The following is a 24,060-nucleotide window of genomic DNA, read 5'->3' as shown; positions in this document are numbered from 1 at the left end:
CGCCGCACGCGCGCCATCCCCTTCCTTCCCTCCTGCCTGTGGAGCGTTTTCCCATGACCGCATCGCGTCTTCGCGCCGTCCGTACCTCTCTTGTCGGCGGCATCGCCGCCGGCAGCCTGCTGCTGCTCGCCGGCCCCGCCTTCGCGCACGTGAGCGTGCAGCCCGGCACCGCCGAGAAGGGCGGCTACAGCACCATCAACATCAAGGTGCCGAACGAGAAGGACAACGCCTCGACCGTGAAGCTCGAGCTCAGCCTCGACCCCAAGCACCCGCTGGTCTCCGTGATGCCGCAGGCGGTGCCGGGCTGGGAGGTCAAGGTCGAGAAGACCAAGCTCGACAAGCCGGTGCAGATGCACGGCAAGGAGATCAACGAGGCCGTCAGCAAGGTCACCTGGACCGGCGGCAAGATCGAGCCGGGGCAGTTCCAGCAGTTCCCGCTGTCGGTCGGCAAGCTGCCCACCGACGCCGACGAGCTGGTCTTCAAGGCCCTGCAGACCTACTCCGACGACGACGTCGTCCGCTGGATCGACGCCTCCACGCCGGGCGGTCACGAGGCCGAGCACCCGGCCCCGGTCCTCAAGCTCGTCGCCAAGGGCTCCACCGGCCCGGCCGCTCCGGCCGGCAAGACGGACGGCAAGGACGCCAAGGACGCCAAGGCCGAGGCGGCCGCCGCGAAGACGGAGTCCACGGGCTCCGACACCACCGCGCGCGTCCTCGGCGTCGTCGGCATCGTCGTCGGCGTGGCCGGTGCGGCGTTCGGCGTGGTCGCCGGCCGCCGCCGCTCCGCGGCCTGAGACCGTACGGCTCCGGCAGGCCCGTAAGGCCGGGCCGGCGGGCGTCCGCACGCCCGCCGGCCCGGCGGCAACGACCCCACTTTCTGGAGAAGAAGCACTCCATGCGCACCAAGATCCTGGGCGCGGCCCTGGCCATGGCCGCCGCGCTCGCCCTGACCGCCTGCGACGGCTCGGGCGAGGCGGGCGACAAGCCCGCGGCCGACGTCTCGGCCGAGCCCACGAAGGCCGGGGCGATCGTCCTGGACTCCCCCAAGGCCAAGCCCGACCTGGTCCTTAAGGACACCTCGGAGAAGACCTACGAACTGGTCAAGGAGACCAAGGGCCGGCCGGTCCTGCTCTACTTCGGCTACACCTACTGCCCCGACGTCTGCTCGACGGTCGTCTCCGACGTCGCGGCCGCCGAGAAGAAGCTGCCCAAGGCCGAGCAGGACAAGCTCCAGGTCGTCTTCGTCACGACCGACCCCGAGCGCGACACCCCCAAGCGGATGCGCGAGTGGCTGGACGCCCAGGGCGGCCAGGACATAGTCGGTCTGACCGGTGACTTCGCCACGATCCAGGCGGCCGCCAAGCCGCTCGGCATCCTCGTCGAGCCGCCGAAGAAGGAGAAGGACGGCTCCGTGACCGTCAGCCACGGCGCGGAGGTCGTCGGCTTCTCGCCGAAGGACGACGCCGGCCACTGGATCTATACCACGTCCACCACGTCCGAGCAGTACGCCAAGGATCTCCCGAAGATCGTCAAGGGGGAGAACCCGTGATGCGCGCCCAGAAGATGAACGCCAGGAAGATGAACAAGACCACCGTCGCCACCGCCGCCGTCCTGCCCCTCGTCGTCGCCGGCGGCCTGCTGCTGACCACCGGCTGCCAGTCGGAGAAGAACGCCCTCTCCCCCGGCAAGCCCGCGCTGTCCGTCAGCGGCGCCTACCTGCCGCAGCCGGCGATGACCGACATGGCCGCCGCCTACTTCACCGTCACCAACGACGGCGGCAAGCCCGACCGGCTGACCAAGGTCACCAGCCCGCTCTCGCCGGACGTCACCCTGCACACCACCGAGGGCTCGCAGATGAAGCACGCGCCTCAGCTGGAGGTGCCCGCCAAGGGCAAGCTGGCGCTCACGCGCGGCGGCACCCACCTGATGCTGGGCAAGCTCGGCCACAAGCCGAAGACCGGCGAGAAGGTCGAGTTCACGCTGCACTTCGCCACCTCGGCACCCATCAAGATCAAGGTGCCCGTCGAGAGCGCGACCTACCGTCCCAAGGACTGACGTGCGATGAAGACCCCGTTCACCGGGCCGCCGCCCCGGACCGCCGGGCGACTGGCGGCGCTGCTGGGCACGCTGCTCGCGGCACTGCTGTGCTCGCTGACCCTCGGCGCGGGCACCGCGTCGGCCCACGCGGCGCTCACCTCCACCGACCCCGCCGACGGGTCGGTGGTGCCCGCCGCACCCCGGCAGGTCCGGCTGACCTTCTCCGAAGGGGTGCTGCTCAGCGCCGACTCGGTGCGGGTCCTGGACCCGCGCGGCGAGCGCGTCGACGAGGGCAGGCCGGAGCACGTCGACGGCAAGTCGCAGACGGCGGCGGTCGCGCTGCGCGGCGGGATCGCCGACGGCACCTACACGGTGGCCTGGCAGGCGGTCTCGGCGGACAGCCACCCGGTGGCCGGGGCCTTCACCTTCTCGATCGGCGCGCCGTCGAAGACGACGGTGACCGTGCGGTCGGCGGCCACCGCGATCGACCCGGCCGTCGGCACCTTCTACGGCATCGGCCGCTACGCGGCGTACGGGGGCTTCATCCTGCTCGTGGGCGGCTGCGCCTTCGCGGGCGTGTGCCGCTCGTCGCGACCCGTGCAGCGGGTCGCGGTGGCCGGCTGGGTCGCGCTGTTCGTCTCGACGGTGGCGCTGTTGCTGCTGCGGGGCGCCTATACGAGCGGCAAGGGGCTGGGCGCCGTGCCCGACCTGACGCTGCTCGGCGACGCGCTGGCCACCAAGCCGGGCGCGGCGCTGCTGTCCCGGCTGCTCCTGCTGAGCGCGGCGGCCGTCTTCCTGGCGGTGCTGTTCGGTTCGTACGCGCGGGAGGACGACGATCGCGCGTCCCCGGGCGAGCGCCGCAACCTCGCGTACGGGCTCGGGATCGGCGGCTTCGTCGTCGCGGCCGGGCTGGCCGCGACCTGGGCGATGGCCGAGCACGCGTCGGCCGGGATCCAGCCCTGGCTCGCCATGCCCCTCGACGTGGCCCACCTGCTGGCCGCGGCCCTCTGGCTGGGCGGCCTGGCCGCGCTGCTGGCCTCGCTCTTCGCGGGCGGGACCGTGCCGCGGACGGCGGTGGAGCGCTTCTCGCGCACGGCGTTCGCGTCCGTGTGCGTGCTGGTGGTCACCGGCCTCTACCAGTCCTGGCGGCAGGTCGGCCTCTCGTGGAGCACCCTGACGGGCACGGAGTACGGGCGCTGGCTGCTGCTCAAGGTGGCCCTGGTGGCCGCCATGCTGGCCGCCGCCTTCTTCTCGCGCCGGTGGACGGCCCGGATCGCCGGGTCCGCCGGCACCGGGCGTCCGCCGGGCGCGGCCGACCGCGGGGCGGCCGCCGCGAAGAAGGCCAAGGGCCCCGTCGGCAGGCCCGCCGCGAAGGATCCCGTGCGGGCCGCCCAGCTCGCGCGCCAGCAGGCGGCGGTGGACAAGGCCGCCGGCAGGCGGGAGCGCGACGCGGACGGCAACCGCGGCGGACTGCGGCGCTCCGTCCTCGCCGAGGCGGCGGTCGCCGTCGTCCTGCTGGCCGTCACCACCCTGCTCACCGGCACCCAGCCCGGCCGCGCGGAGGCCGGGCAGAAGCGCGCCGGGGCCCCGGCCGCACCGGCCGCCGGACCGGCCGAGGTGCGGATCGCCTACGACACGGGCGGCACGAACGGGCGTGGCACGGCCCGCGTCACCGTGGACCCGGCGCGTACGGGCGCCAACACCCTCTCCGTCACTCTCTCGGACCCCTCCGGCCGCCCTGTGGACGTACCTGAGCTGACACTGTCCTTGACCGAGAAGAACAAACAGATCGGTCCCCTGCGGGCCGCGCTGGAGCGTCAGTCCGCCGGCCATTGGCAGGCCACCGGTTTCCAGGTGCCCATGGCAGGCGACTGGCAGCTGTCCCTGACCGTACGGACCTCGGACATCGACCAGGTCACCGAGATCGAAAACGTGAAGATCAATTGATGGCTGACAAGACTGACACCGAGCCCGCCGAGAAGGCCGGCACCGCTTCCGCCCCCGAGGGCGTCACCACCGTCTCCAGACGACGGCTGCTGGGCACCGCCGGCGCCGCCGGCGCCGCCGCGCTCGTCGTGGGCGGCGTCGCCGGGGCGGCCGGCGCCTCGGCCGTGGGCGGCAAACCCGAACCCCTCTCCTCCGTCGGCGCGGCCGTCGTGCCGTTCCACGGGGCCCGCCAGGCGGGCATCCTCCAGCCCTCGCAGGCGCACGGCCATCTGGTCGCCTTCGACCTCGCGCCCGGCGCCGACCGGAAGGCGGCGGCGGCCCTGCTGCGCCGCTGGTCGGCGACGGCCGCGGCCATGACGGCGGGCGCCACGCCCCAGGGCGGCGACCTGGGCATCGCGCTGGACGCGGGGCCGTCGTCCCTGACGGTCACCTTCGGCTTCGGCCGCACCTTCTTCGACCGGACCGGGCTGGTGGCCAAGCGGCCCGCCGCGCTCGAGCCGCTGCCCGCCTTCAGCGCCGACGCGCTCGACGCCAAGCGCAGCGAGGGCGACCTGTGGGTGCAGATCGGCGCCGACGACGCGCTCGTCGCCTTCAACGCGCTGCGGCTGCTGCAGAAGCAGGCGGCGGGCACGGCCCGGCTGCGCTGGCAGATGAACGGCTTCAACCGCACGCCGGGCGCCACGGACCAGCCGATGACCGGCCGCAATCTGATGGGCCAGATCGACGGCACGAACAACCCCAAGCCGTCGGACGGGAACTTCAACCAGCGCATCTTCGTCCCCGACGACCGCACCGGCGCCGACGCGTGGATGGCGGGCGGCTCGTACGTCGTCTTCCGGCGCATCCGGATGCTGCTCGACAGCTGGGACAACCTGACGGTCGCCCAGCAGGAGAAGGTCATCGGGCGCCGGAAGTCGGACGGCTCACCGCTGTCCGGCGGTACGGAGAAGACCCGGGCGGACCTCGAGAAGATCGGCCCCGACGGCGCCTTGGCGATCGCGGGCGACGCGCACGTGCGCGTGGCCTCGCCCGCGAGCAACCGCGGGGCGGCGATGCTGCGGCGCGCCTTCTCCTACCACGACGGCTTCCGCGACGACGGCGCCCCGGACGCGGGCCTGCTGTTCATCGCCTGGCAGGCGGACCCGATGAAGGGCTTCGTCCCGGTCCAGCGCAAGCTCGACCGCGGCGACGGCCTGTCCCGCTTCCTGCGCCACGAGGCCAGCGGCCTGTTCGCGGTACCGGGCGGATGCGCGGAAGGCGAGTACGTGGGGCAGAAGTTGCTGGAGGGGTAGGCCCTGCAGCGACCCGGCACCGGGGAACGCATCCGCGAACACCTGCGCATCACCATGGGTAGGGTGGCGAAGCCCATGGTGATCGATCCGGAGGAACGCGCGTGATGTCGTCGGCCAGCCGCTACACCTACCTCGGCCCCGAGGGCACGTTCACCGAGGCCGCCCTGCGGACGCTCCCGGAGGCGGCCACCCGCGAGCTCGTTCCCATGGTGTCCGTGCCGGCCGCCCTCGACGCCGTGCGCGGCGGCGAAGCCGCCGCGGCGCTCGTGCCGATCGAGAACTCCGTGGAGGGCGGCGTCACGGCGACGCTCGACGAACTGGCCACCGGCGAGCCGTTGATGATCTACCGCGAGGTGCTGCTGCCGATCGCCTTCGCGCTGCTCGTGCGGCCGGGCACGCGGATGGAGGACGTCAAAACAGTGACCGGGCACCCGGTCGCCCAGCCGCAGGTGCGCAACTGGCTCGCGGCGAACCTGCCGGACGCCGTGTGGGAGTCGTCGGCGTCGAACGCCGACGGTGCGCGACTGGTGCGCGAGGGCCGCTACGACGCCGCGTTCGCGGGCGAGTTCGCGGCGGCGACGTACGGACTGCAGCCGCTGGTCACCGACATCCACGACGCGCAGAACGCGCAGACCCGCTTCGTCCTGGCCGGCCGCCCGGCACGGCCGGCGGCCCGCACGGGCGCGGACCGGACGTCCCTGGTGATGTGGCAGCGCGACGACCACCCGGGCGCCCTGCTGGAGTACTTGCAGGAGTTCGCGATCCGGGGCGTCAACCTCATGCGGATCGAGTCGCGGCCGACGGGCGAGGGCATGGGGCGCTACTGCTTCTCCGTCGACTGCGAGGGGCACATCACCGACCGCCGGGTGGGCGAGGCGCTGATGGGGCTCAAGCGGACCTGCGCGAAGGTGCGGTTCCTGGGTTCGTATCCGCGTGCGGGTGTTGACCCGGACGACCGGTCGGGTGTCCCGGGCGTGGTGCGGCCGGGGACGTCGGACGGCGACTTCGTGGCCGCGGCGGACTGGCTGGCGCGCTGCCAGGACGGCCGGGCCTGAGGAACGCCCCTGGCGAGGGGCCCGTGCGGCGGCCTGTGGAGGCGGACCCGGGAAACGGGGCGCGTGAACTTACCCACAGAGTTATCCACAGGCAGCTCTCGACCTGGGGATAAGTCGACACATTGAGCTGTCGAGAAGTGCGGCGAAACGGTCAAGGTCGACATATCGCTCCCGCCCGCCCCGGAAACCGTCCACAGGCCCGCACCTGCGGTCCCCTGCCCCGCCCGTCTACCGAAAAGCCTCGAACAACCCATTAGGGGGAGTGAATCCCACCCCAAAGAGTGTCCGGGCAATGTTTGCCGGGAGAAACTCTGACGAATGACAGAAGAGGCGGAAGCCAGGATTCCGGCATCCACAGATTTCGCGCACACCCTGTGGACAAAGAACCGGAACGATTGGTTCCTGTGGACAACGAGCGCCTTCAACTCCCGTCCTCCACAAGGATGATCGCCGGCGAACATGGGCTCTTCCCGCCTCCCGTGTCCCCCTTGTTCTGGTTTTCCGGAAATTCCGGTACGCGCCGGCCCTGACGTCGCACCGCCTTTTCGGTAGCCCCAGAGCGGGGCAAATCGCCACGTAAAGGAATATCGCGTCGAGCAACGGCAGTGCGCGACGGTAGCCTGGAGGGGTGATTGACCTTCGCCTGCTCCGTGAGGACCCCGACCGTGTGCGCGCGTCCCAGCGCGCCCGTGGAGAGGACGTCGACGTCGTCGACGCACTGCTCTCCGCCGACGAGCGGCGCAGGTCGTCCAGCGTCCGCTTCGACGAGCTCCGCTCCGAGCAGAAGGCGCTCGGCAAGCTCATCCCCAAGGCCACCGGCGACGAGAAGGCCGCGCTGCTGAAGAAGGCCGGCGAGCTGTCCGCCGCCGTCAAAGCCGCCGACGCCGAGCAGGACGAGGCCGCCGAGGAGGCCCAGCGCCTGCTGCTGCGGATCGGCAACCTCGTCCACCCCGACGTGCCGCGCGGCGGCGAGGACGACTTCGTCGTCCTGGAGACCGTGGGCACCCCGCGCGACTTCGCCGCGGAGGGCTTCGAGCCCAAGGACCACCTCGAGCTCGGCCAGAGCCTCGGCGCGATCGACGTCGAGCGCGGCGCCAAGGTCTCCGGCTCGCGCTTCTACTACCTGACGGGCATCGGCGCGCTGCTGGAGCTCGCCCTCGTCAACGCCGCCATCGCCCAGGCCACCGCCGCCGGCTTCACCCCGATGCTCACCCCCGCGCTGGTCAAGCCGCGCGCCATGGAGGGCACCGGCTTCCTCGGCCAGGCCGCGCAGGACGTCTACCACCTCGACAACGACGACCTCTACCTCGTCGGCACGTCCGAGGTCCCGCTCGCCGCGTACCACATGGACGAGATCATCGAGGCGGACCAGCTGCCGCTGCGCTACGCGGGCTTCTCCCCGTGCTTCCGCCGCGAGGCCGGTACGTACGGCAAGGACACCCGCGGCATCTTCCGCGTCCACCAGTTCGACAAGGTGGAGATGTTCTCCTACATCGCGCCGGAGGACGCCGAGGCGGAGCACGCGCGCCTGCTGGAGTGGGAGAAGCAGTGGCTGACCAGCCTCGAGCTGCCCTTCCAGGTCATCGACACCGCCACGGGCGACCTGGGCTCCTCCGCCTCCCGCAAGTTCGACTGCGAGGCGTGGATCCCCACCCAGGGCAAGTACCGCGAGCTCACCTCCACCTCCAACTGCAACGAGTTCCAGGCCCGCCGCCTGTCCGTCCGCATGCGCGACGGCAAGAACGTCAAGCCGCTGGCGACCCTCAACGGCACGCTGTGCGCGGTGCCGCGCACGATCGTGGCGCTGCTGGAGAACCACCAGCAGGCCGACGGCACGGTGCGGGTGCCCGAGGCGCTCCGCCCGTACCTGGGCGGCCGTGAGCTGCTGGAGCCCCTCGCCAAGTGAGTTCCAGCTCCCCGCTGCCGTACCGGCTCGTCGCGACCGATCTCGACGGCACGCTGCTGCGCTCCGACGACACCGTCTCGGAGCGCACCCGCGCCGCCCTGAAGCTGGCCACGGCGGCGGGTGCCGCGCACATCGTCGTCACCGGGCGGACCGTCGCCTGGACCCGGCACATCCTGGAATCGCTGGACTATCAGGGACTGGCGGTCTGCGGACAGGGCGCGCAGGTTTACCACGCGGGCGAGCACAGACTGCTGACGTCCGTGACGCTCGACCGGCAGCTCGCCGGGCTCGCCCTCGCCAAGATCGAGGCCGAGGTCGGCCCGCTGTTCCTCGCCGCCAGCCGTGACGGCATGGACGGCGACGTCCTGATCGGCCCCGGCTACCGCGTCCAGGAAGGGCCGCTGCCGGCGGTGCCGATCACGGACCCGGGGGAGATCTGGTCGGCGCCCCTGAACAAGCTCTACCTCCAGCACCCGGAGCTCGACGACGACGCCCTGGCGGAGGTCGCGCGCACGGTCGCCGGCGGTCTGGTGGGCGTGACGATGGCGGGTTCCGGCATAGTCGAGCTGCTGCCGCTGGGCCTGAGCAAGGCCACGGGCCTGTCGCTGGCGGCCCGCCGCCTGGGGATCAAGGCGGCCGAGACGATCGCCTTCGGCGACATGCCCAACGACGTGCCGATGTTCGGCTGGGCGGCGCACGGCGTGGCCATGGCCAACGCGCACGACGAGCTCAAGGCCGTGGCGGACGAGGTGACGAGTTCTCACGACGAGGACGGCATCGCCGTCGTCCTGGAGCGTCTCTACCGCTGAGGCGCTGCCTGACGGCCTCGGGGACGGTCACCGGCACCGGGATCCGGGCCTCCGCAGGGGCCCACGTCGGCCGTCCGCGCGTCAGCGGCCAGCACGCGAGCCCCAGCGCCAGCGCGATCGCGTGCCCGATGTCGGTGAACGTGCCGCCCGTCGTCAGCGGCACGGCGAAGAAGAGCACGGCCCCCACCAGATAGAGCCAGCGCCAGGGCCGGGGCACGCGGTAGGTCAGGACGCCGGACGCCCCGGCGAGCCCGTAGGAGACCCCTATGTCGACGACGTGCTTCATCGAGCGCGGCGCCGAGTGGCTCTCGATCGCCATCAGCAGGACCTCCTGGCTGATCAGCGTCGCCGCGACGTGCGCGACGGCGACCGTCACCAGCCAGCGCAGGGTGCCGAGCCAGCGCTCCACGTTGGCGTGGATCAGCTCGAAGAGGGCGGCGTAGAGCAGGAACGAGGACGGGTTCGCGATCCAGAAGCCGCTGATGAGCAGCGACCGCAGCGGGTGCCTGTTGAGCTCGTGGATGTTGCTGCTGCTGCGGTGGAGGAGGAAGCTCTCCAGTCCTTCGCTCGCCGACGCGATGACGAGGCTGGTGATCCCGATGATCAGCAGCCAGATGTGAGTGCCGGGCGAGGATCGGACCCAGCCGCGGATCCCGTCGACTGTCACCATTCGACGGTAGCCCGGGACGCCGGACCCCGCAGTTGTAGGATGACTGGGCAACCGGTTGAATCGGCCTCACCGTCCGGAGGAGAAATGGCACTGCGAGCGGCGGGACGCCAGTCCCTCGTGGACACCGTGGTGGAACAGCTGCGCACCCAGGTCACCGCCGGCGAGTGGGCGGTCGGCGAGCGCATCCCGACCGAGCACGCCCTCGCCGAGCAGCTGCAGGTGGGCCGCAACACCGTCCGCGAGGCCGTTCGCGTGCTCGTCCACGCCGGCATGCTGCGCTCCCGGCAGGGCGAGGGCACCTTCGTGGTCTCCACGGCCGACCCGGGCGAGATCATGCGCGGCCTGCAGCGCGCCGGAGTCCGCGACGTCCTGGAGCTGCGCATCGCCCTTGAGGCCGAGGCCGCCCGGCTGGCGGCGCTGCGGCACGAGCCCGCCGACCTGGAGCGGATGCGCGCCGCGCTGGACGCGCAGACGGCGTTCGAGGACGCCGAGGGCCAGCCCGACTCCGGAAACCTCGAGCTGTACGCCGACCACGACGTCGAGTTCCACCGGGCCGTCGTGGAGGCCGCGCACAACACCGCGCTGACCGCGACCTACGCCTGGTTCGCCGGCTCGGTCCGCGAGGCGCTGGTCACCGCGCTGGGCGACCACGACATGCCGCGCATCATCCACGGCGACCACCACGCCCTCATGGAGGCCATCGCCTCCGGCGACCCGGAAGCGGCCGGGCGGGCCGCCCGGGTACTGCTGGAGCGGCCCAAGCAGGCGGTCGAGTCGCTGCTCACCGAGCGCTGACGGCACGGCCCCGCGGGCGCCCCACGGCGCTCGCGGGAGTCGGCCGGCGCACCTTCACCCCCGCACCACCCGGCACCACCCCTGGAGAGGCACCCCCATGTCGGAATCGAGGCCGCAGACACCACTGATCGACGCGGAAGAGGCCCTGCCGCCCACGGCCGCGCCGGCGGCGCGTTCCGCCGGACCGCGCGTCGCCCGTGCCCACCCCGCGCTCGTGATGCTCGGCATCGTCCTCGCCTCGCTCAACATGCGGGCCGCGCTCGCCGGCGTCTCGCCCCTGATGGGCGAGATCGGCGACCACTTCCACCTCGCGGCGGCCGCGAGCAGCCTGGTGACCACGATTCCGCTGGTCTTCATGGGCCTGGGCTCGATCGTCGCGCCCCGGCTCGCCCGGCGCTGGGGCACCGAGGCCGTGCTGTGCGGCGCGCTCGTCCTGCTGGCCGCCGGCATCCTGCTGCGCGTCGCGCCCCCGGTGGTGGCCCTCTTCGTCGGCTGCGCGCTCGTCGGCACCGCGATAGCCCTGCTCAACGTGCTGATGCCCGGCCTGGTCAAGCGGGACTTCCCGGACCGGGCCGCGAGCATGACGGCGCTCTACTCCACCACGCTGATCCTCGGCGCCACCGGCGCGGCCGCCTCGTCCGTACCGCTGGAGAACGCCCTCGGCGGCTGGCAGGGCTCCCTCGCCTCCTGGGCGCTGCTCGCGGCCGTCGCGGCCCTCGTCTGGCTGCCGCAGGCCGTTCTCGGCCGCCGGGGAGCCCGGACCGCCGATACGGCCGGCAAGGCGGCCACGGCCGCCCCGGCCGCCCGGAAGAGCGGCGCCGGCGAGCCGAGCCTGACGCGGTCTCCGCTGGCCTGGCAGGTCACGCTGATGATGGGCACCCAGTCGCTGATCGCCTACGTGTGCATCGCCTGGATGCCGACGATCTTCACCGACCACGGCATGAGCAAGGGCCAGGCCGGCATCATCTACGCCTTCTACACGCTCGTGCAGATGGCCGGTTCGTTCGTCGTCCCGCTGCTCTCCGGACGGATGCGCGACCAGCGGAAGCTGGCGGTCGCCGTCGTCGCCCTCATGGCGGCGGGCGTCACCGGCCTGCTGACCGCTCCCGTGGCCGGCGCCTGGGTCTGGGCGACGCTCATGGGCGTGGCCCAGGGCGGTCTCCTCGGCCTCGCGCTGACGCTGATGGTGCTGCGCACGCGCGACGCCCACACGGCGGCACGGCTGTCGGGCATGGCGCAGACCTGGGGCTATCTGCTGGCCTCCGTCGGCCCGTTCGCCATCGGCGCCGTGCACCAGGCGACGGACGGCTGGACGCTGCCCGTCGCCCTGCTGCTCGTCGCCTGCGCGGCGCTGCTCTTCCTGGGACTGGGCGCCGGGCGCGATCGGAAGATCTGAGGCGTTGGGCTCCATGAGGACGTCACCCCCGTCACAGGAGGAGCCCGCCGCCATGCACACAGCCCCCCGGATCACGGTCCCGGCCGGCCTGGTCGACAACCACGACGACATGCCCGAGGGCGAGGGCGGTCCCGAGTGGATCGCCGCGCTGCCGGAGCTGGCGGCGCACTTCCTCGACCGCTGGAAGCTGCGTCCCGACGGGCCCGGCGCGCACGGCGCGGTGGCGCTCGTCCTGCCCGTGCTGCGCGAGGACGGCTCACCGGCAGCGCTGAAGCTGCAGCCGGTCACCGAGGAGAGCGTCGGCGAGCCGCACGCCCTGCACGCGTGGGGCGGCGACGGGGCGGTCCGCCTCCTCGACCGGGACGACGCGTCCGGCACGCTGCTGCTGGAGCGGCTGGACGGCGGCCGTTCGCTCATGGACGTACCGGATGCCGAGGCCGCGCTGCTGACGCTCGCCACGTTGCTGGGGCGCCTGCAGGAGACGCCCCCTCCGGCCGGACTGCGCCGTCTCGGGGACGTCGCGGGCCGGATGCTCGACGACGTGCCGGGCGCGCTCCCGGCCCTGGCGGACGCCGCCGAGCGACGGCTGCTGGCCTCGTGCGCGGCAGCCGTCGCCGACGTCGTCGGCGAAGCGGGCGACCGGCTGCTGCACTGGGACCTGCACTACGAGAACGTGCTGGCCCCGCTGCCGGGTTCGGGCCGCGAGCCCTGGCTCGCCATCGACCCCAAGCCGCTGGTCGGCGACCCCGGCTTCGACCTGATGCCCGCGGTCGGCGACCGCTGGGACGAGGTGGTCGCCACGGGCGACGTGGAGCGGGCCGTACGCCGCCGGTTCGACCTGATGACGGACGTCCTGGGCCTGGACCGGCGGCGGGCGGCGTGCTGGACGCTGGCGCGGGTGCTGCAGGACTCCCTGTGGGACATCGAGGACGGGGAGCACGCCCTGCAGCGCAGACACATCGCGATCGCGCGCGTGCTGCTGCGCTGAGCCGCCTCCCCGTCCGTCCCCCGCCCGCCCGGGGCGTCTACTCCTCTCCGGCGAGCGTCAGGGAGCGGAGCTTGCGGCCCGCGTAGTACGTGGCGGCCACCGTGGCACCGGTCAGCAGCGCCAGCGCCAGCGGGAGGCTCACCTCCGCCGTGATGGCACCCTCGCCGCCGACCTTCTGGGCGAGGGCCAGCGCCCACTGCCGGACGCTGAGCGTGCGGGCGCCGGGGATGAGGCTGCCGAACAGCGCCTCCCAGACGAGGGCGTAGATCAGGCCCGCGACGACCGCGTGCCGGGTGACCGTGCCCAGGAAGAGGAAGATCGCGCTGTAGGCGACGGAGGCGACCGCCGCGGCGAGGGCGTAGGCCACGGCGATCTGCTGGCTGTTGCCGTTCAGCAGGAAGCCGGCGATAAGGGTGGGCACCGCCGAGAAGACGACGGTCACGCCGATCGCCACGACGAGCTTGGTGAAGATGATGGTGGGGCGCTTGACGGGCTTGGCCAGGAGGTAGACGACCGAGCCGTCGTCGATCTCCGGGCCGATCGCGCCCGTACCTGCGATGACGCCGATCAGCGGCACCATCGTGGCGAGCGCGAAGCCCCCCAGGACGTTGGTGGCCGTCTGGTCGTCCGCGCCGATCAGGGCGCGCACGACGGCCGAGATGACGAGCAGCAGGGCCGGCAGCGCGAAGAGGATCAGGGCGCGGCGGCGGCCGAGGAGGCCCCGGTAGGTGAGCCGGGCGACGGTCGGGTGGTAGAGCGACATGGGTGGCCTCCTTTCAGGCTGCGACGAGGTAGGAGAAGACCGATTCCAGGGACTCGTCGGAGGGCGAGACCGTCAGGAGCCGGATGCCGTGCGCCCGGGCGACGCGCGGCAGGAGTTCGGTGAAGCGGCCGAAGTCGACGGCCTGGATGCGCAACGCCTTCTCGCCGAGGTCGACTTCGATGCCCGCGGTCGACGGGTCGGCGATGAGCGCGGCCGCGAGGGCGCGGTCGTCGCTGGAGCGCACCAGGTAGCGGTGCGGCCGGTCCGTCATCAGCCGGCGGATCTTGCGGAAGTCGCCGGAGGCCGCGTGCCGGCCGGCGACGACGACCTCGATGTGGGCGGCGAGCTGTTCGACCTCCTCCAGGATGTGGGAGGAGAACAGCACCGTGCGGCCCTCGGCGCCCATGGTCCGAAGGAGGTCCATCAGCTGCATGCGCTGGCGCGGGTCCATGCCGTTGAACGGCTCGTCGAGCAGCAGCACCGACGGCTCGTGGACGAGGGCGGAGGCCATCTTCACGCGCTGGCGCATGCCCTTGCTGTACGTGGCGATCTTGCGGTCCTGCGCGTACTCCATCTCGACGGTGGCGAGGGCGCGTTGCGCCTCCGCCGCGCCCAGTCCGTGCAGCTCGGCGTTGGCCCGGACGAACTCCTGGCCCGTGAGGAAGTCGTACATCGCCTCGCGCTCGGGGACGATGCCGATGTGGCGGTAGATCCGCTCGTTGCGCCAGATCGTCTCGCCGTCGAGGGTGACCGCGCCGGTGGAGGGGGCGAGGAAGCCGCCCATCATGTTGATGAGGGTGGACTTGCCGGCGCCGTTGGGGCCGAGGAGGCCGGTGACACCGGGGCCCACGGTCATGGAGACGTCGTTGACGGCGACCACATTGCCGAACCAGCGGGAGACGTTGTCGATGCGAACAGTGCTCATGGGCGCAGCCCATTCCTTGAGGGGTGGTGGTCGGGCTGGGGGCACCGCCCAGCGGTAGCTGGGGGAGGGAGGGCGGTCACAGCCCGGCCTTTCGGTAGCGGCGCATCAGCAGCCCGTACGAGCCGGCGATCAGGGCGAGGACGGCGAGGAGGTAGACCACTCCCGCGCCGGTGCCGGGGCCGTGGCCGCCGGGGAAGGCGGTGCCGGCGGACAGGAACGCCGTCTGCACGCCGTCGATCAGGGTGATCGGGGAGAACAGGCCCAGCCAGCCGATGGCGTCGGTGTTGTCGTTGTCCAGCGCGATGCCCTGGAGGGTGCTGACCGCGCCGTAGGAGATGGTCAGCACGGCGATGACGGCGGCGACGCCGAAGCCGCGGCGCGGGGTGAGGGCGGCGACCACCAGGCCGATGCCGGCGAAGAGCAGCGAGAGCAGAGCCACGGAGACCAGTCCTTGCGCGAAGCCCTTCGTCTGATCGGCGAAGTCCAGCTTGGCGAGCAGGGCGCCCGCGTAGAGGATCAGCAGGGGCGTGGCGGTGAGGACGAACAGGGCCGAGGCCATGGCGGCGAACTTGGCCAGGACGTAGTCGGCGCGTTCGATCGGGCGGGAGAAGTACAGCGGAACGGTCTTGAACCGCAGGTCGCGGGAGACCGACTGCGGGGCCTGGGCGGCGATGTAGAGGCCGATGACCGCCTGGAGGTAGATCGCGTACCGCGTGTACTCCATGGGGAGGCGGTTCATCTTCGTGGTGACGGCGACCGCCACGACGATGGCGGCGGGCAGGCACATGACCGCGAACAGCGTCATCGGCAGCACCTTGGACTTCGCCGAGCGGCCCAGGCCGTAGGCGCCGCGCAGGCTCTGGGAGAAGAGCGAGCGGCGGGCGTAGCCGCGGCCGAGGCGGGGGCCGTCGTAGTTGCGGTAGCCGATGTTGTGGATGACGTCCTGGGCGGCGGGGCGCCCGGCGGTCGTCACGGCGTGGGTCTCAGGCGGCATCTGCGGCGCCTCCGTTCTGCTTCTCGCGCTCGTCGCCGGACTTCCGGTTCCAGTCGGCGCCCCAGGCGGGCCGGCCGGTGCCGCCCGCGCCCCCGGCGCCGTCGCCGTCCTTGAAGACCTCCGCGATGCGGTGGCGGCGCTGTTCCATGCGGACCAGGCCGAGGCCGAGGTCGGCGACGGCGTCGCGGACGATGTCGTACGTCCCTTCGTCGAGGACGTCGACCAGCAGGACGTGGCCGGACGAGGGCGAGCCGTCGGCGGCCAGGCCCGCGGGCCGGGTCGTCAGCCCCGCCCCGGACAGGGCCGCGAGCAGGGCGGCGGTGCCGTCGGGGTGGGCGTCGGTGTCGGTGACCTCCACGGCGAGGGAGCCCGTGGCCTGGGTGAACTCGTCCGTCGAGGAGGACCGCAGCAGCTTGCCGCCGTCGATGACGACGACGTGGTCGCACGTGCGCTCCAGCTCGCCGAGCAGGTGCGAGGTGACCAGGACCGAGATGCCGAAGTCGGTGTGGACGCGCCGGATGAGGCCCAGCATCTCGTCCCGGCCGACCGGGTCGAGGCCGTTGGTCGGCTCGTCCAGCAGCACCAGCCGGGGGTCGTGGACGAGGGCCTGGGCGAGCTTGACCCGCTGCTTCATGCCCGTGGAGTAGCCGCCCATGGGGCGGTAGCGCTCCTCGTACAGACCCACGTGCCGCAGCGTGTCGGCGGTGCGCTCACGGGCGGCCGTGGGCGGCAGGCCGGACATCCGCGCCATGTGGACGACGAACTCCGTCGCCGACACGTCCGGCGGCAGGCAGTCGTGCTCGGGCATATAGCCGACCCGCTCCCGGATCTCGGCGCCCTGGGTGGCGACGTCGAGGCCGAGCACCTCGGCGCGGCCCTCGGTGGCCGGGGAGAGCCCGAGCAGGATCTTGATCAGCGTGGACTTGCCGGCCCCGTTCGCACCCACCAGACCGGTCACTCCCGGCGTGATGTCGACGGAGAGCCGGTCAAGAGCGGTCACCCGGGGGAACCGCTTGCTGAGGCTTTCGGTAGCGATCACAGTCACACATTCGACGGTAGTGGCGCGGGCCACAGCAGTCGTCAGACCAGATGGCTGGTTGTGCGTAGTCCTCGGGTCTGACGTCCCCGTAGGGGTGGGCCCCCGGCGGGAGGTGGACGGAGGCGGGGGCCGGCGGGGCGCCGGGGGTTTTCCACAGGCGTGCCGGGGCCCTTGACGCAGCCGCCGGACATTGTCACATTCGTTGCTGTCAACTTGCGGGCACGGCTTCGGACTTGGTCGGAGGACGGCATGGCAGGGCGGTCGGACGGGGATCTGGACGGGTTCCGGGCGGTGCAGCGCCTTGCGTACGCCTGCGCGGAGGCGGTCGCCGCGCAGCTCGTGCCCGGCGTGACCGAGCGCGGGGCGGCGCGCATGCAGCGGGAGTGGCTGCGCGAGCGCGGGGTGCGGGACTGGTTCCATGTGCCCTTCGCGTGGTTCGGCGACCGCACGGCCTTCACGGGCTTCCGGGTGCCGCTGCAGTTCTTCCCCACCGACCGGCCGCTGGAGCCGGGGATGCCGTTCATCCTCGACCTCGCCCCCATCCACCGCGGCTTCGGCGCGGACGTCGGCTACGCGGGCTGCCTGGGGCCCGACCCGCTGCACGACCGGCTGCTGGCCGACCTCGAGGCCCATCGCGCACTGATTCTGCGCGAGGTGCGCGAGCGCCGGCCGCTGCGGGAGATCTACGGGAGCGTGGACCGGCTCATGGTCCGCCAGGGCTACGCCAACCGGCACCGCGCCTATCCCTTCGGGGTGATAGCGCACAAGGTCGGGCGGGTACGGGAGCGTCGCTGGTCACCCCGGCTGTTCGGGTTCGGTACGCAGTCCCTGAAGGGGCTGGCGTCGGACGCCCTGCACGGTCACCGCGAGGGATGGTCACCGCTGTGGAGCCCGTACCGCTTCTCCGACCACCCGCCGCGGCCGGGGCTGTGGGCGGTCGAGCCGCACCTGGGCTTCCGGGGCGTCGGCGTGAAGTTCGAGGAGCTCCTGGTGGTCACCGACTCCCGGGATCCGCAGGAGAGCGCGTTCTGGCTCGACGACGATCTGCCGCACGTGCGGCGCTGGCAGGAAGAGAGGGCGGCCGCATGAGCGGGGACGGCACGGGGATCGAGGGGGCGCGGGAGCGCCGGGTGCGCACCGGCGGGGTCGAGCTGTGCGTCGCCGAGCTGGGCGACACGGCGCACCCCACGGTGGTACTGCTGCACGGCTATCCCGACAGCAAGGAGGTCTGGTCCGAGGTCGCGCGGCGGCTGCGGGACCGCTTCCACGTCGTGCTCTACGACGTGCGCGGCCACGGCCGCTCCACGGCCCCCGAGCCGCTGCGCGGCGGGTTCACGCTGGAGAAGCTCACGGACGACTTCCTGGCGGTCGCGGACGCGGTGAGCCCCGCCGCGCCGGTGCATCTGGTCGGGCACGACTGGGGATCGGTGCAGGGCTGGGAGTTCGTCACCGTCGCACGGACCGAGGGCCGCGTGGCGTCCTTCACCTCGGTCTCGGGCCCGTCCCTGGACCACTTCGGGCACTGGATCAAGGACCGGATGGCCCGGCCCACCCCGCGCCGGGTCGGCCAGCTCCTCGGGCAGGGCGCCAGATCCTGGTACGTGGGCGCGCTGCACATGCCCGCCCTCCCGGAGGCCGCGTGGCGCGGGCCGCTGGGCAGGCGGTGGCCGAAGATGCTGGAGCGGGCGGAGCGGCCGCCCTCCGGCGGCTACCCCACCGCCTCGCTGGCGGGCGACGCCGCGCACGGCGCCTGGCTGTACCGGGACAACGTCCGGGCCAGGCTGCGCCGGCCCCGCACCGACGCGTACGCCCACGTGCCCGTCCAGCTGGTGACCCCGGCCGGCGACGCCTTCCTGTCCGAGCGGCTCTACGACGACCTGGAGCGCTGGGTGCCGCAGCTGCTGCGGCGCACCCTGGCCGCCAAGCACTGGGTGCCGCGGACGCGCCCCGACCAGCTGGCGTCCTGGATCACCGAGTTCGTCACGGCCCAGGAGGCCGCGCGGCAGGAGGGCACGCCCGCCCGGATGGCGGTGGGCTCGGGCCCGTACGCGGAGCGCTTCGGCGGCCGCCTGGTGCTGGTGACGGGAGCGGCCAGCGGCATCGGGCGGGCCACGGCGTTCGCCTTCGCCGAGGCCGGGGCGCGGGTCGTCGCGGTCGACCGGGACGCGGAGGGGGCGGCCCGTACGGCCGAGCTGGCGCGGCTGTGCGGGGCGCAGGCCGCCTGGGGCGAGTGCTGCGACGTCTCGGACGAGGGGGCGATGGACAAGCTGGCCGCCAAGGTCGCCGCCGAGTACGGCGTGGTGGACGTGCTGGTCAACAACGCCGGCATCGGCCTGAGCGGCAGCTTTCTGGACACCACCTCCGAGGACTGGCGCAAGGTCATCGACATCAACCTGGGGGGAGTCGTCCACGGCTGCCGGGCCTTCGGCCGGCAGATGGCCGAGCGCGGCCAGGGCGGTCACATCGTCAACACCGCCTCCGCGGCGGCCTTCCAGCCGTCCAAGTCCCTCACCGCGTACAGCACGTCCAAGGCGGCGGTGCTCATGCTGAGCGAGTGCCTGCGCGCGGAGCTGGCGGGCAAGGGCATCGGCGTCAGCGCGATCTGCCCCGGCATCGTCAACACCGGGATCACCGGCACCACGATCTTCGCCGGCGTCTCCGAGAAGGAGCAGCAGCGACGCCGGGACAAGATCAGCCGGCTGTATGGGCGGCGCAACTACCCGCCGGAGAAGGTCGCCGAGGCGATCCTGCGGGCCGTGGTCCGCGACCGGGCCGTGGTGCCGGTGACGCCCGAGGCGTACGGCCTGCACTTCATCTCCCGTTTCACCCCGCGGCTGGGACGCGCGGTCGCCCGCATCGACCCCAAGCTGTAGGCCGCCGGGGGCCGTTTCCCACCGAGCGAGGAGCCACCGCATGAGCCAGAGCCCGAGCCACGTCCATCGCATAGCACCGCGGCGCGTGTCCTTCGACTGGCACGAAACGCCGCTGCACTGGATACCGGACGAGCCCACCGCCACGCACGTCATCAACGTCCTGCATCTGCTGCTCCCGGCGGGCGAGCGGTGGTTCGTCAAGGTCTTCAAGGAGGCGCTGCCGCTGGTGCGGGACGAGGCGCTGCTGAGGGACGTCAAGGGCTTCATGGGCCAGGAGGGCACGCACAGCGTCCAGCACTCCTACGTACTGGACCACCTCGCCCGGCAGGGCCTGGACACCACCGTGTACACCCGGCACGTGGACTTCCTCCTCGACGTGCTGCTCGGTGACAGACCCCCGTTCGGGCTGCCGGTCGGCGAGCGGGAGTGGCTGCGCTACCGCCTCGCGGTGATCGCCGCGACCGAGCAGTTCACGGCCGTGCTGGGCGACTGGGTGCTGCGGGCGGAGGGCCTCGACCGGGCCGACGCGGACCCGGTGATGCTGGACCTGCTGCGCTGGCACGGCGCGGAGGAGGTCGAGCACAGATCGGTCGCCTTCGACATGTACGAGCACTGCGGCGGCGACGACCCCGCGCGCTACGCCCGCCGCCTGCTGGGCATGGCCGTCACGGCGCCCGTGCTGTTCTACCTGTGGGTGTGGGGCACGGCCTATCTGATCCGGCACGACCCCCGGCTGGCGGGCCGCACGCGCTATTCGGCGCGCGAGCACCGCCGCGCCGTCGCCAAGGGCCTGCTGCCCTCGTGGCGGGAGCTGGGCTCGGCCGTTCCCCGCTACTTCCGCCGGTCGTACCACCCCTCGCAGGAGGGGTCGTTGCGCAGGGCCGTCGACTATCTGTCGACCTCGCCGGCGGCACGGGCCGCGGCGGGCGCGATCGGCCGCGCGGCCCTCTCCTGAGGAGCGACCAAGGAGCGACGCCTTTGTCCGACGCCCCCTCCGGCCCGCCGCACGGGCAACCGCAGCCGGCCGAGTACCGCATCGAGGACCTGGCCCACCGCAGCGGTGCCACGGTCCGCACCATTCGCGCCTACCAGGACCGCGGGCTGCTGCCCAAGCCCGAGCGGCGCGGCCGGGCCAACGTCTACGGCGACGCCCACCTCGCCCGGCTGGGCCAGATCTCCGGCCTCCTGGACCGCGGCTACACCCTGGCCAGCATCAAGGAGCTGCTGGAGGCCTGGGACGCGGGTCGCGGGCTCGGCGGGGTGCTGGGGCTGGCCGCAGAGGTCGACGGACCGTGGACGGACGAGGAGCCGGGCCGGATCACCCGCGCGGAGCTGGACGAACGGTTCGGCGGCGCACGGGACGACGCGGCCGTCGAGGACGCGGTGCGGCTCGGCGTCCTGGTGCGGCTGCCGTCCTCGCCCGGCGAGTTCCTCGTGCCCAGCCCCCGGGAGCTGGCCGTCGCCGCCGAGCTCCACGCCGCCGGCGTGCCCCTGCCCGCGATCTCCGGCCATCTGCGCGAACTGCGCACCCAGGTCGAGCACATAGCCACCCGTTTCCTCGACTTCACCACCGAGCACGTCTTCCACCCCTACCTCGGCCACCGCCCCACCGACGAGGAGGCCACCGAGGCCGCCTCCCTCGTCCGCCGCCTGCGCCCCCTCGCCCAGCAGACCGTCGACGCCGAACTGGCCCGCGCGATGCGCACCTTGGCCACCCGCTACCTCCGCCACCACCTCACCTCACCCGCACCGGCCGCCGCTCCGAAGGACGAGGACGACGCCGAGCAGGTGGCCCTGCCCGCCGCGACCGTACGGGCGGTACGGGCGCTGGTGGGGCCGCAGAACGTGGCGGCGTTCATCACCGCGGCCGCGGAACGCGAGGTCCAGGCCCGCACCATGGACGGGCTCCTGGCGGCGCCCCGGGACGGGCGGGAGGCGTCGGACGGAAGCGACACGTGAGGGCTTCCCTCACAGCCCCGGGGCGCCCCAGACCGGGAACCAGCGGCTCAGGTCCTTCTCGATCCGCAGGTCGCTCTCCAGCAGCGCGCTCACCTGCAGCTCCAGCGCGTTGTCCCGCTTGTCGCCACCGCCGGGCACGGGGGCGAACGGGTAGAACGTGCCGCGCTTGTAGAGGTAGACGAGCGCGAGGGAGCGCTGCCCGGCGTCCCGGAAGCCCATCAGCGAGCAGAGCAGCTGCGGGCCGAAACCGGCGTCTTCGAGCAGGGTGTTCACCGCGTGCAGGTCGTTGACGAGGGCGGCGGCGTCCTCGGAGGCCTCCGCCGGGTGCAGGGCGAGCAGCCAGGTGTAGCCGTAGGGGTCCCGGCTGAACTCCACGGGCATCCCGCCACGCCCCGTGTCGGCGTCCAGCAGGGCCCGTACGTCCTCCCGCAGCCGGTCGAAGGCGCCGCCCTCGACGCTCGCGAAGCACACCGAGCCCAGCCCGGTCGGGTGGAAGCCCGCGCCCGCCTGCAGCGTGACGGCCGCGGACGGCAGGGCGAAGAGCTGGTCCAGATCGGGCCGGACCGGCTTGCTGCGGCCGAGGATGACGTCCAGGAGACCCACGGGCACGTTTCCTTCCAGTGCTTCCAGCGGCGTTTTCCGGAGAGCCGGCGCCGGGGCCGTCAGCCGCGGCCCAGGCCGGCCGAGATGCGGCCCAGCTGCTCCAGCCGCTGTTCCAGCGTCGGGTGCGAGGACAGCAGCCGGCTCAGGCCGTCCCGGGAGAGGGCGGGCGCGAAGTAAAAGGCGTTGAACGGCTCGGCCTGGCGCAGGTCGCGGGTGGGGATCCGGGCCATCTGCCCGGTGACCTTGGTCAGCGCCGACGCCAGTGCGGACGGCCGGCCGGTCAGCAGCGCGGCCGCGCGGTCGGCGGACAGCTCGCGGTAGCGGGAGAGCATCCGGGTGAGCAGGAAGCTGATCGCGTAGACGACCGCGCTGACCAGCGGAATCAGCACCACCAGCACCGCCGTGTTGCTGTCGCGGCCGCCGAGGCGGCGGAAGCCGCCCCACAGCCCCACCCGGGTGACGACCCCGGCCAGCACGCCCAGGAACGACGCGATGGTCATCACCGCCACGTCGCGGTGCGCGACGTGGGAGAGCTCGTGCGCGAGCACACCCTCGAGCTCCTCGGGCTCCAGCCTGCGCATCAGGCCCGTCGTCGCGCACACCAGGGCATTGCGACGGCTTCGCCCGGTGGCGAAGGCGTTCGGGACATCGCTGTCGGCGAGCGCCACCCGGGGCTTGGGCATGTCGGCCAGCGCGCACAGCCGGTCGACGGCCCCGTGCAGCTCGGGCGCCTGCTGCGGGGTGACCTCGCGGGCGCCCATGCCGAACGCCGCGATGCGGTCGCTGAACCAGAACTGGGCGATGAACAAGCCGCCCGCCAGGACCAGCACGATCGGCCAGGCGCCGCGCAGCAGCGCCACCAGCACACCCACGAAGACCACGTAGAGCAGCCCGATGAAGAACATCGTGCTGACCATGCGGGTGGTCAGCCCCCGGTCGGGGGAGAATCGGGTGCCTCGCACGGCGTACCTCCAAGGATCGGCGGACCGTGCCCTGAGCGGGTACCTCTGTCCCGATTCTCCCTCTCCGCCGCCGGGACCGTCAGGAGAGCTGCCGCAGCCCCTCCGTCGCGATCTTCTCGAAGACGCTGACGTCGGCCTCGAACATGGAGCCGGCTATCGGCCAGTGCACGACGATCTCGTCGATGCCCAGCTCCGCGTGCGCGCCCGCGAAGTCGACGAAGGCGTCGAAGGACTCCAGCGGCCGGTCCGGGGTGAAGCCCGTGAGCAGCACCTTGCGCAGCTCCGACACCTCGCGGCCGGCCTTCGCGCAGACCTCCCCGAGGCGCTCGACCTGCCCCGCGATGGCCGCCAGGGACTGCTCCGGGGTGCCCGTCTCGTACAGCTTCGGGTCGCCGGTGGTCACCCACGCCTGGCCGTGGCGCGCGGCGAGCCGCATGCCGCGCGGGCCGGTGGCGGCCACGGCGAAGGGCAGGCGGGGCCGCTGCACACAGCCGGGGATGTTGCGCACCTCGTGGGCGGAGTAGTGCTCGCCCTCGTACGAGACGACGGGCTCGCTCAGCAGCCGGTCCAGCAGCGGTACGAACTCACCGAAGCGGTCCGCCCGCTCGCGCGGCGTCCACGGCTCCTCGCCGGCCTTGCGCAGCGCCGTGGCGTCGAATCCGGAGCCCCCGGCGCCGATGCCCAGGGTGATGCGGCCGCCGGAGATGTCGTCCAGGGAGATGAGCTCCTTGGCGAGCGTCACCGGGTGCCGGAAGTTCGGGGAGGTCACCAGGGTGCCCAGGCGCATGCGGGAGGTCACCCCCGCGGCCGCCGTCAGGGTCGGTATCGCGCCGAACCACGGGCCGTCCCGGAAGGTGCGCCAGGAGAGGTGGTCGTAGGTGTAAGCGGTGTCGAAGCCCAGTTCCTCGGCTCGCTGCCAGGTCTCACGGCCGCCCTCGGACCAGCGGCGGTCGGGAAGGATCACGGTGCTCAGTCGCATGGGACCGAGCCTAGGCGCTGGGTCCGACAACCGGCTCCCGGGGCGCCCCGGGCGGCCCGCTCCCGGCC

At 72.7% G+C, this 24,060-nt stretch carries 23 protein-coding genes; 15 read left to right on the top strand and 8 right to left on the bottom strand.

From position 1 onward, the window contains the following. Positions 1 to 53: 53 nt before the first annotated feature. From ACIGXW_RS23815 to ACIGXW_RS23780, 8 genes are all read left to right on the top strand, one after another. Positions 54 to 794, top strand: coding sequence for a YcnI family protein (locus tag ACIGXW_RS23815; RefSeq protein WP_399574922.1), 741 nt, complete (start codon positions 54 to 56; stop codon positions 792 to 794). A gap of 101 nt (positions 795 to 895) precedes the next feature. Continuing rightward, the gene (locus ACIGXW_RS23810; RefSeq protein WP_399574921.1) at positions 896 to 1,549 is read left to right on the top strand and encodes an SCO family protein; all 654 of its coding nucleotides are present in this window, start codon (positions 896 to 898) and stop codon (positions 1,547 to 1,549) included. Beyond that, positions 1,549 to 2,055 carry a copper chaperone PCu(A)C gene (locus ACIGXW_RS23805; protein WP_399574920.1) on the top strand — a complete coding sequence of 169 codons (507 nt, stop codon included), beginning with the start codon at positions 1,549 to 1,551 and terminating at the stop codon, positions 2,053 to 2,055. The genes ACIGXW_RS23810 and ACIGXW_RS23805 overlap by 1 nt, the downstream gene beginning before the upstream one ends. A gap of 6 nt (positions 2,056 to 2,061) precedes the next feature. Next, positions 2,062 to 3,984 carry a FixH family protein gene (locus ACIGXW_RS23800; RefSeq protein WP_399574919.1) on the top strand — a complete coding sequence of 641 codons (1,923 nt, stop codon included), beginning with the start codon at positions 2,062 to 2,064 and terminating at the stop codon, positions 3,982 to 3,984. Beyond that, positions 3,984 to 5,276, top strand: a complete 1,293-nt coding sequence (gene efeB, locus ACIGXW_RS23795) for an iron uptake transporter deferrochelatase/peroxidase subunit (RefSeq protein ID WP_399574918.1) — start codon at positions 3,984 to 3,986, stop codon at positions 5,274 to 5,276. The genes ACIGXW_RS23800 and efeB overlap by 1 nt, the downstream gene beginning before the upstream one ends. A gap of 104 nt (positions 5,277 to 5,380) precedes the next feature. Then, complete coding sequence (gene pheA / locus ACIGXW_RS23790; protein ID WP_360911194.1) at positions 5,381 to 6,331, top strand: prephenate dehydratase; 951 nt, start codon at positions 5,381 to 5,383, stop codon at positions 6,329 to 6,331. A 628-nt stretch (positions 6,332 to 6,959) separates the two neighbouring features. Beyond that, on the top strand, positions 6,960 to 8,237 hold the full coding sequence (gene serS / locus ACIGXW_RS23785; RefSeq protein ID WP_071966061.1) for a serine--tRNA ligase: 1,278 nt from the start codon (positions 6,960 to 6,962) through the stop codon (positions 8,235 to 8,237). Next, positions 8,234 to 9,046 carry an HAD family hydrolase gene (locus ACIGXW_RS23780; protein WP_399574917.1) on the top strand — a complete coding sequence of 271 codons (813 nt, stop codon included), beginning with the start codon at positions 8,234 to 8,236 and terminating at the stop codon, positions 9,044 to 9,046. The genes serS and ACIGXW_RS23780 overlap by 4 nt, the downstream gene beginning before the upstream one ends. On the opposite strand, the gene ACIGXW_RS23775 is transcribed toward ACIGXW_RS23780, so the two are convergent. After that, complete coding sequence (locus ACIGXW_RS23775; RefSeq protein WP_399574916.1) at positions 8,967 to 9,716, bottom strand: rhomboid-like protein; 750 nt, start codon at positions 9,714 to 9,716, stop codon at positions 8,967 to 8,969. The two genes, ACIGXW_RS23780 and ACIGXW_RS23775, sit on opposite strands and share 80 nt — an antisense overlap. A gap of 84 nt (positions 9,717 to 9,800) precedes the next feature. On the opposite strand from ACIGXW_RS23775, the gene ACIGXW_RS23770 reads away from it, so the two are divergent. The 3 genes from ACIGXW_RS23770 to ACIGXW_RS23760 all read left to right on the top strand — a co-directional run bounded on the left by ACIGXW_RS23770 (position 9,801) and on the right by ACIGXW_RS23760 (position 12,895). Continuing rightward, positions 9,801 to 10,511: a FadR/GntR family transcriptional regulator gene (locus ACIGXW_RS23770; RefSeq protein WP_399574915.1), complete on the top strand. Its 711-nt coding sequence runs from the start codon at positions 9,801 to 9,803 to the stop codon at positions 10,509 to 10,511. A 97-nt stretch (positions 10,512 to 10,608) separates the two neighbouring features. Beyond that, positions 10,609 to 11,907: a CynX/NimT family MFS transporter gene (locus ACIGXW_RS23765; RefSeq protein WP_399574914.1), complete on the top strand. Its 1,299-nt coding sequence runs from the start codon at positions 10,609 to 10,611 to the stop codon at positions 11,905 to 11,907. 52 nt (positions 11,908 to 11,959) lie between these two features. Continuing rightward, positions 11,960 to 12,895, top strand: a complete 936-nt coding sequence (locus tag ACIGXW_RS23760; RefSeq protein WP_399574913.1) for an aminoglycoside phosphotransferase family protein — start codon at positions 11,960 to 11,962, stop codon at positions 12,893 to 12,895. Positions 12,896 to 12,932: 37 nt separating this feature from the next. Here ACIGXW_RS23760 and ACIGXW_RS23755 read toward each other — a convergent pair whose 3' ends face one another. From ACIGXW_RS23755 to ACIGXW_RS23740, 4 genes are all read right to left on the bottom strand, one after another. Beyond that, positions 12,933 to 13,658: an ABC transporter permease subunit gene (locus ACIGXW_RS23755; protein ID WP_360911181.1), complete on the bottom strand. Its 726-nt coding sequence runs from the start codon at positions 13,656 to 13,658 to the stop codon at positions 12,933 to 12,935. Between the two features lie 13 nt (positions 13,659 to 13,671). Beyond that, positions 13,672 to 14,583 (bottom strand): ABC transporter ATP-binding protein, encoded by a 912-nt coding sequence (locus ACIGXW_RS23750; protein WP_360911179.1) that lies wholly within the window; start codon positions 14,581 to 14,583, stop codon positions 13,672 to 13,674. 76 nt (positions 14,584 to 14,659) lie between these two features. Next, the gene (locus tag ACIGXW_RS23745) at positions 14,660 to 15,577 is read right to left on the bottom strand and encodes an ABC transporter permease (RefSeq protein ID WP_399574912.1); all 918 of its coding nucleotides are present in this window, start codon (positions 15,575 to 15,577) and stop codon (positions 14,660 to 14,662) included. Beyond that, positions 15,567 to 16,616, bottom strand: coding sequence for an ABC transporter ATP-binding protein (locus tag ACIGXW_RS23740; protein WP_399575118.1), 1,050 nt, complete (start codon positions 16,614 to 16,616; stop codon positions 15,567 to 15,569). Before ACIGXW_RS23740 ends, ACIGXW_RS23745 begins: the two co-directional genes overlap by 11 nt. Before the next feature lie 249 nt (positions 16,617 to 16,865). Here ACIGXW_RS23740 and ACIGXW_RS23735 point away from each other — a divergent pair, with 249 nt between their 5' ends. Genes ACIGXW_RS23735 through ACIGXW_RS23720 form a run of 4 tightly spaced genes read left to right on the top strand, consistent with a single transcriptional unit; the run spans position 16,866 to position 21,448 of the window. Further along, complete coding sequence (locus ACIGXW_RS23735) at positions 16,866 to 17,705, top strand: M24 family metallopeptidase (protein WP_399574911.1); 840 nt, start codon at positions 16,866 to 16,868, stop codon at positions 17,703 to 17,705. After that, positions 17,702 to 19,489, top strand: coding sequence for an SDR family oxidoreductase (locus ACIGXW_RS23730; RefSeq protein WP_399574910.1), 1,788 nt, complete (start codon positions 17,702 to 17,704; stop codon positions 19,487 to 19,489). The genes ACIGXW_RS23735 and ACIGXW_RS23730 overlap by 4 nt, the downstream gene beginning before the upstream one ends. Positions 19,490 to 19,529: 40 nt before the next feature. Further along, positions 19,530 to 20,444 (top strand): metal-dependent hydrolase, encoded by a 915-nt coding sequence (locus ACIGXW_RS23725; protein WP_399574909.1) that lies wholly within the window; start codon positions 19,530 to 19,532, stop codon positions 20,442 to 20,444. Positions 20,445 to 20,467: 23 nt separating this feature from the next. Beyond that, the gene (locus ACIGXW_RS23720; protein ID WP_399574908.1) at positions 20,468 to 21,448 is read left to right on the top strand and encodes a MerR family transcriptional regulator; all 981 of its coding nucleotides are present in this window, start codon (positions 20,468 to 20,470) and stop codon (positions 21,446 to 21,448) included. 9 nt (positions 21,449 to 21,457) lie between these two features. Here ACIGXW_RS23720 and ACIGXW_RS23715 read toward each other — a convergent pair whose 3' ends face one another. The 3 genes from ACIGXW_RS23715 to ACIGXW_RS23705 all read right to left on the bottom strand — a co-directional run bounded on the left by ACIGXW_RS23715 (position 21,458) and on the right by ACIGXW_RS23705 (position 23,992). Next, positions 21,458 to 22,051 carry a hypothetical protein gene (locus ACIGXW_RS23715; RefSeq protein WP_399574907.1) on the bottom strand — a complete coding sequence of 198 codons (594 nt, stop codon included), beginning with the start codon at positions 22,049 to 22,051 and terminating at the stop codon, positions 21,458 to 21,460. A gap of 59 nt (positions 22,052 to 22,110) precedes the next feature. Beyond that, the gene (gene htpX, locus ACIGXW_RS23710) at positions 22,111 to 23,013 is read right to left on the bottom strand and encodes a zinc metalloprotease HtpX (RefSeq protein WP_399574906.1); all 903 of its coding nucleotides are present in this window, start codon (positions 23,011 to 23,013) and stop codon (positions 22,111 to 22,113) included. A gap of 79 nt (positions 23,014 to 23,092) precedes the next feature. Beyond that, the gene (locus tag ACIGXW_RS23705; RefSeq protein ID WP_360911163.1) at positions 23,093 to 23,992 is read right to left on the bottom strand and encodes an LLM class flavin-dependent oxidoreductase; all 900 of its coding nucleotides are present in this window, start codon (positions 23,990 to 23,992) and stop codon (positions 23,093 to 23,095) included. Positions 23,993 to 24,060 lie beyond the last annotated feature (68 nt).

The sequence above is a fragment of the Streptomyces sp. NPDC053079 genome (assembly GCF_044546695.1).
In the GTDB taxonomy this organism is placed as follows: Bacteria; Actinomycetota; Actinomycetes; order Streptomycetales; family Streptomycetaceae; genus Streptomyces.
Note: the sequence above shows the minus strand (reverse complement) of the source record. Positions and strands in the feature narration are given on the sequence as shown.

Excerpts from the sequence above, each read along its gene's own strand:
- ACIGXW_RS23815 (WP_399574922.1), top strand. The coding sequence starts at position 54 with ATGACCGCATCGCGTCTTCGCGCCGTCCGTACCTCTCTTGTCGGCGGC.
- ACIGXW_RS23810 (WP_399574921.1), top strand. The coding sequence starts at position 896 with ATGCGCACCAAGATCCTGGGCGCGGCCCTGGCCATGGCCGCCGCGCTC.
- ACIGXW_RS23805 (WP_399574920.1), top strand. The coding sequence starts at position 1,549 with ATGCGCGCCCAGAAGATGAACGCCAGGAAGATGAACAAGACCACCGTC.
- ACIGXW_RS23800 (WP_399574919.1), top strand. The coding sequence starts at position 2,062 with ATGAAGACCCCGTTCACCGGGCCGCCGCCCCGGACCGCCGGGCGACTG.
- efeB (WP_399574918.1), top strand. The coding sequence starts at position 3,984 with ATGGCTGACAAGACTGACACCGAGCCCGCCGAGAAGGCCGGCACCGCT.
- pheA (WP_360911194.1), top strand. The coding sequence starts at position 5,381 with ATGTCGTCGGCCAGCCGCTACACCTACCTCGGCCCCGAGGGCACGTTC.
- ACIGXW_RS23775 (WP_399574916.1), bottom strand. The coding sequence starts at position 9,716 with ATGGTGACAGTCGACGGGATCCGCGGCTGGGTCCGATCCTCGCCCGGC.
- ACIGXW_RS23770 (WP_399574915.1), top strand. The coding sequence starts at position 9,801 with ATGGCACTGCGAGCGGCGGGACGCCAGTCCCTCGTGGACACCGTGGTG.
- ACIGXW_RS23765 (WP_399574914.1), top strand. The coding sequence starts at position 10,609 with ATGTCGGAATCGAGGCCGCAGACACCACTGATCGACGCGGAAGAGGCC.
- ACIGXW_RS23760 (WP_399574913.1), top strand. The coding sequence starts at position 11,960 with ATGCACACAGCCCCCCGGATCACGGTCCCGGCCGGCCTGGTCGACAAC.
- ACIGXW_RS23755 (WP_360911181.1), bottom strand. The coding sequence starts at position 13,658 with ATGTCGCTCTACCACCCGACCGTCGCCCGGCTCACCTACCGGGGCCTC.
- ACIGXW_RS23750 (WP_360911179.1), bottom strand. The coding sequence starts at position 14,583 with ATGAGCACTGTTCGCATCGACAACGTCTCCCGCTGGTTCGGCAATGTG.
- ACIGXW_RS23745 (WP_399574912.1), bottom strand. The coding sequence starts at position 15,577 with ATGCCGCCTGAGACCCACGCCGTGACGACCGCCGGGCGCCCCGCCGCC.
- ACIGXW_RS23735 (WP_399574911.1), top strand. The coding sequence starts at position 16,866 with ATGGCAGGGCGGTCGGACGGGGATCTGGACGGGTTCCGGGCGGTGCAG.
- ACIGXW_RS23730 (WP_399574910.1), top strand. The coding sequence starts at position 17,702 with ATGAGCGGGGACGGCACGGGGATCGAGGGGGCGCGGGAGCGCCGGGTG.
- ACIGXW_RS23725 (WP_399574909.1), top strand. The coding sequence starts at position 19,530 with ATGAGCCAGAGCCCGAGCCACGTCCATCGCATAGCACCGCGGCGCGTG.
- ACIGXW_RS23705 (WP_360911163.1), bottom strand. The coding sequence starts at position 23,992 with ATGCGACTGAGCACCGTGATCCTTCCCGACCGCCGCTGGTCCGAGGGC.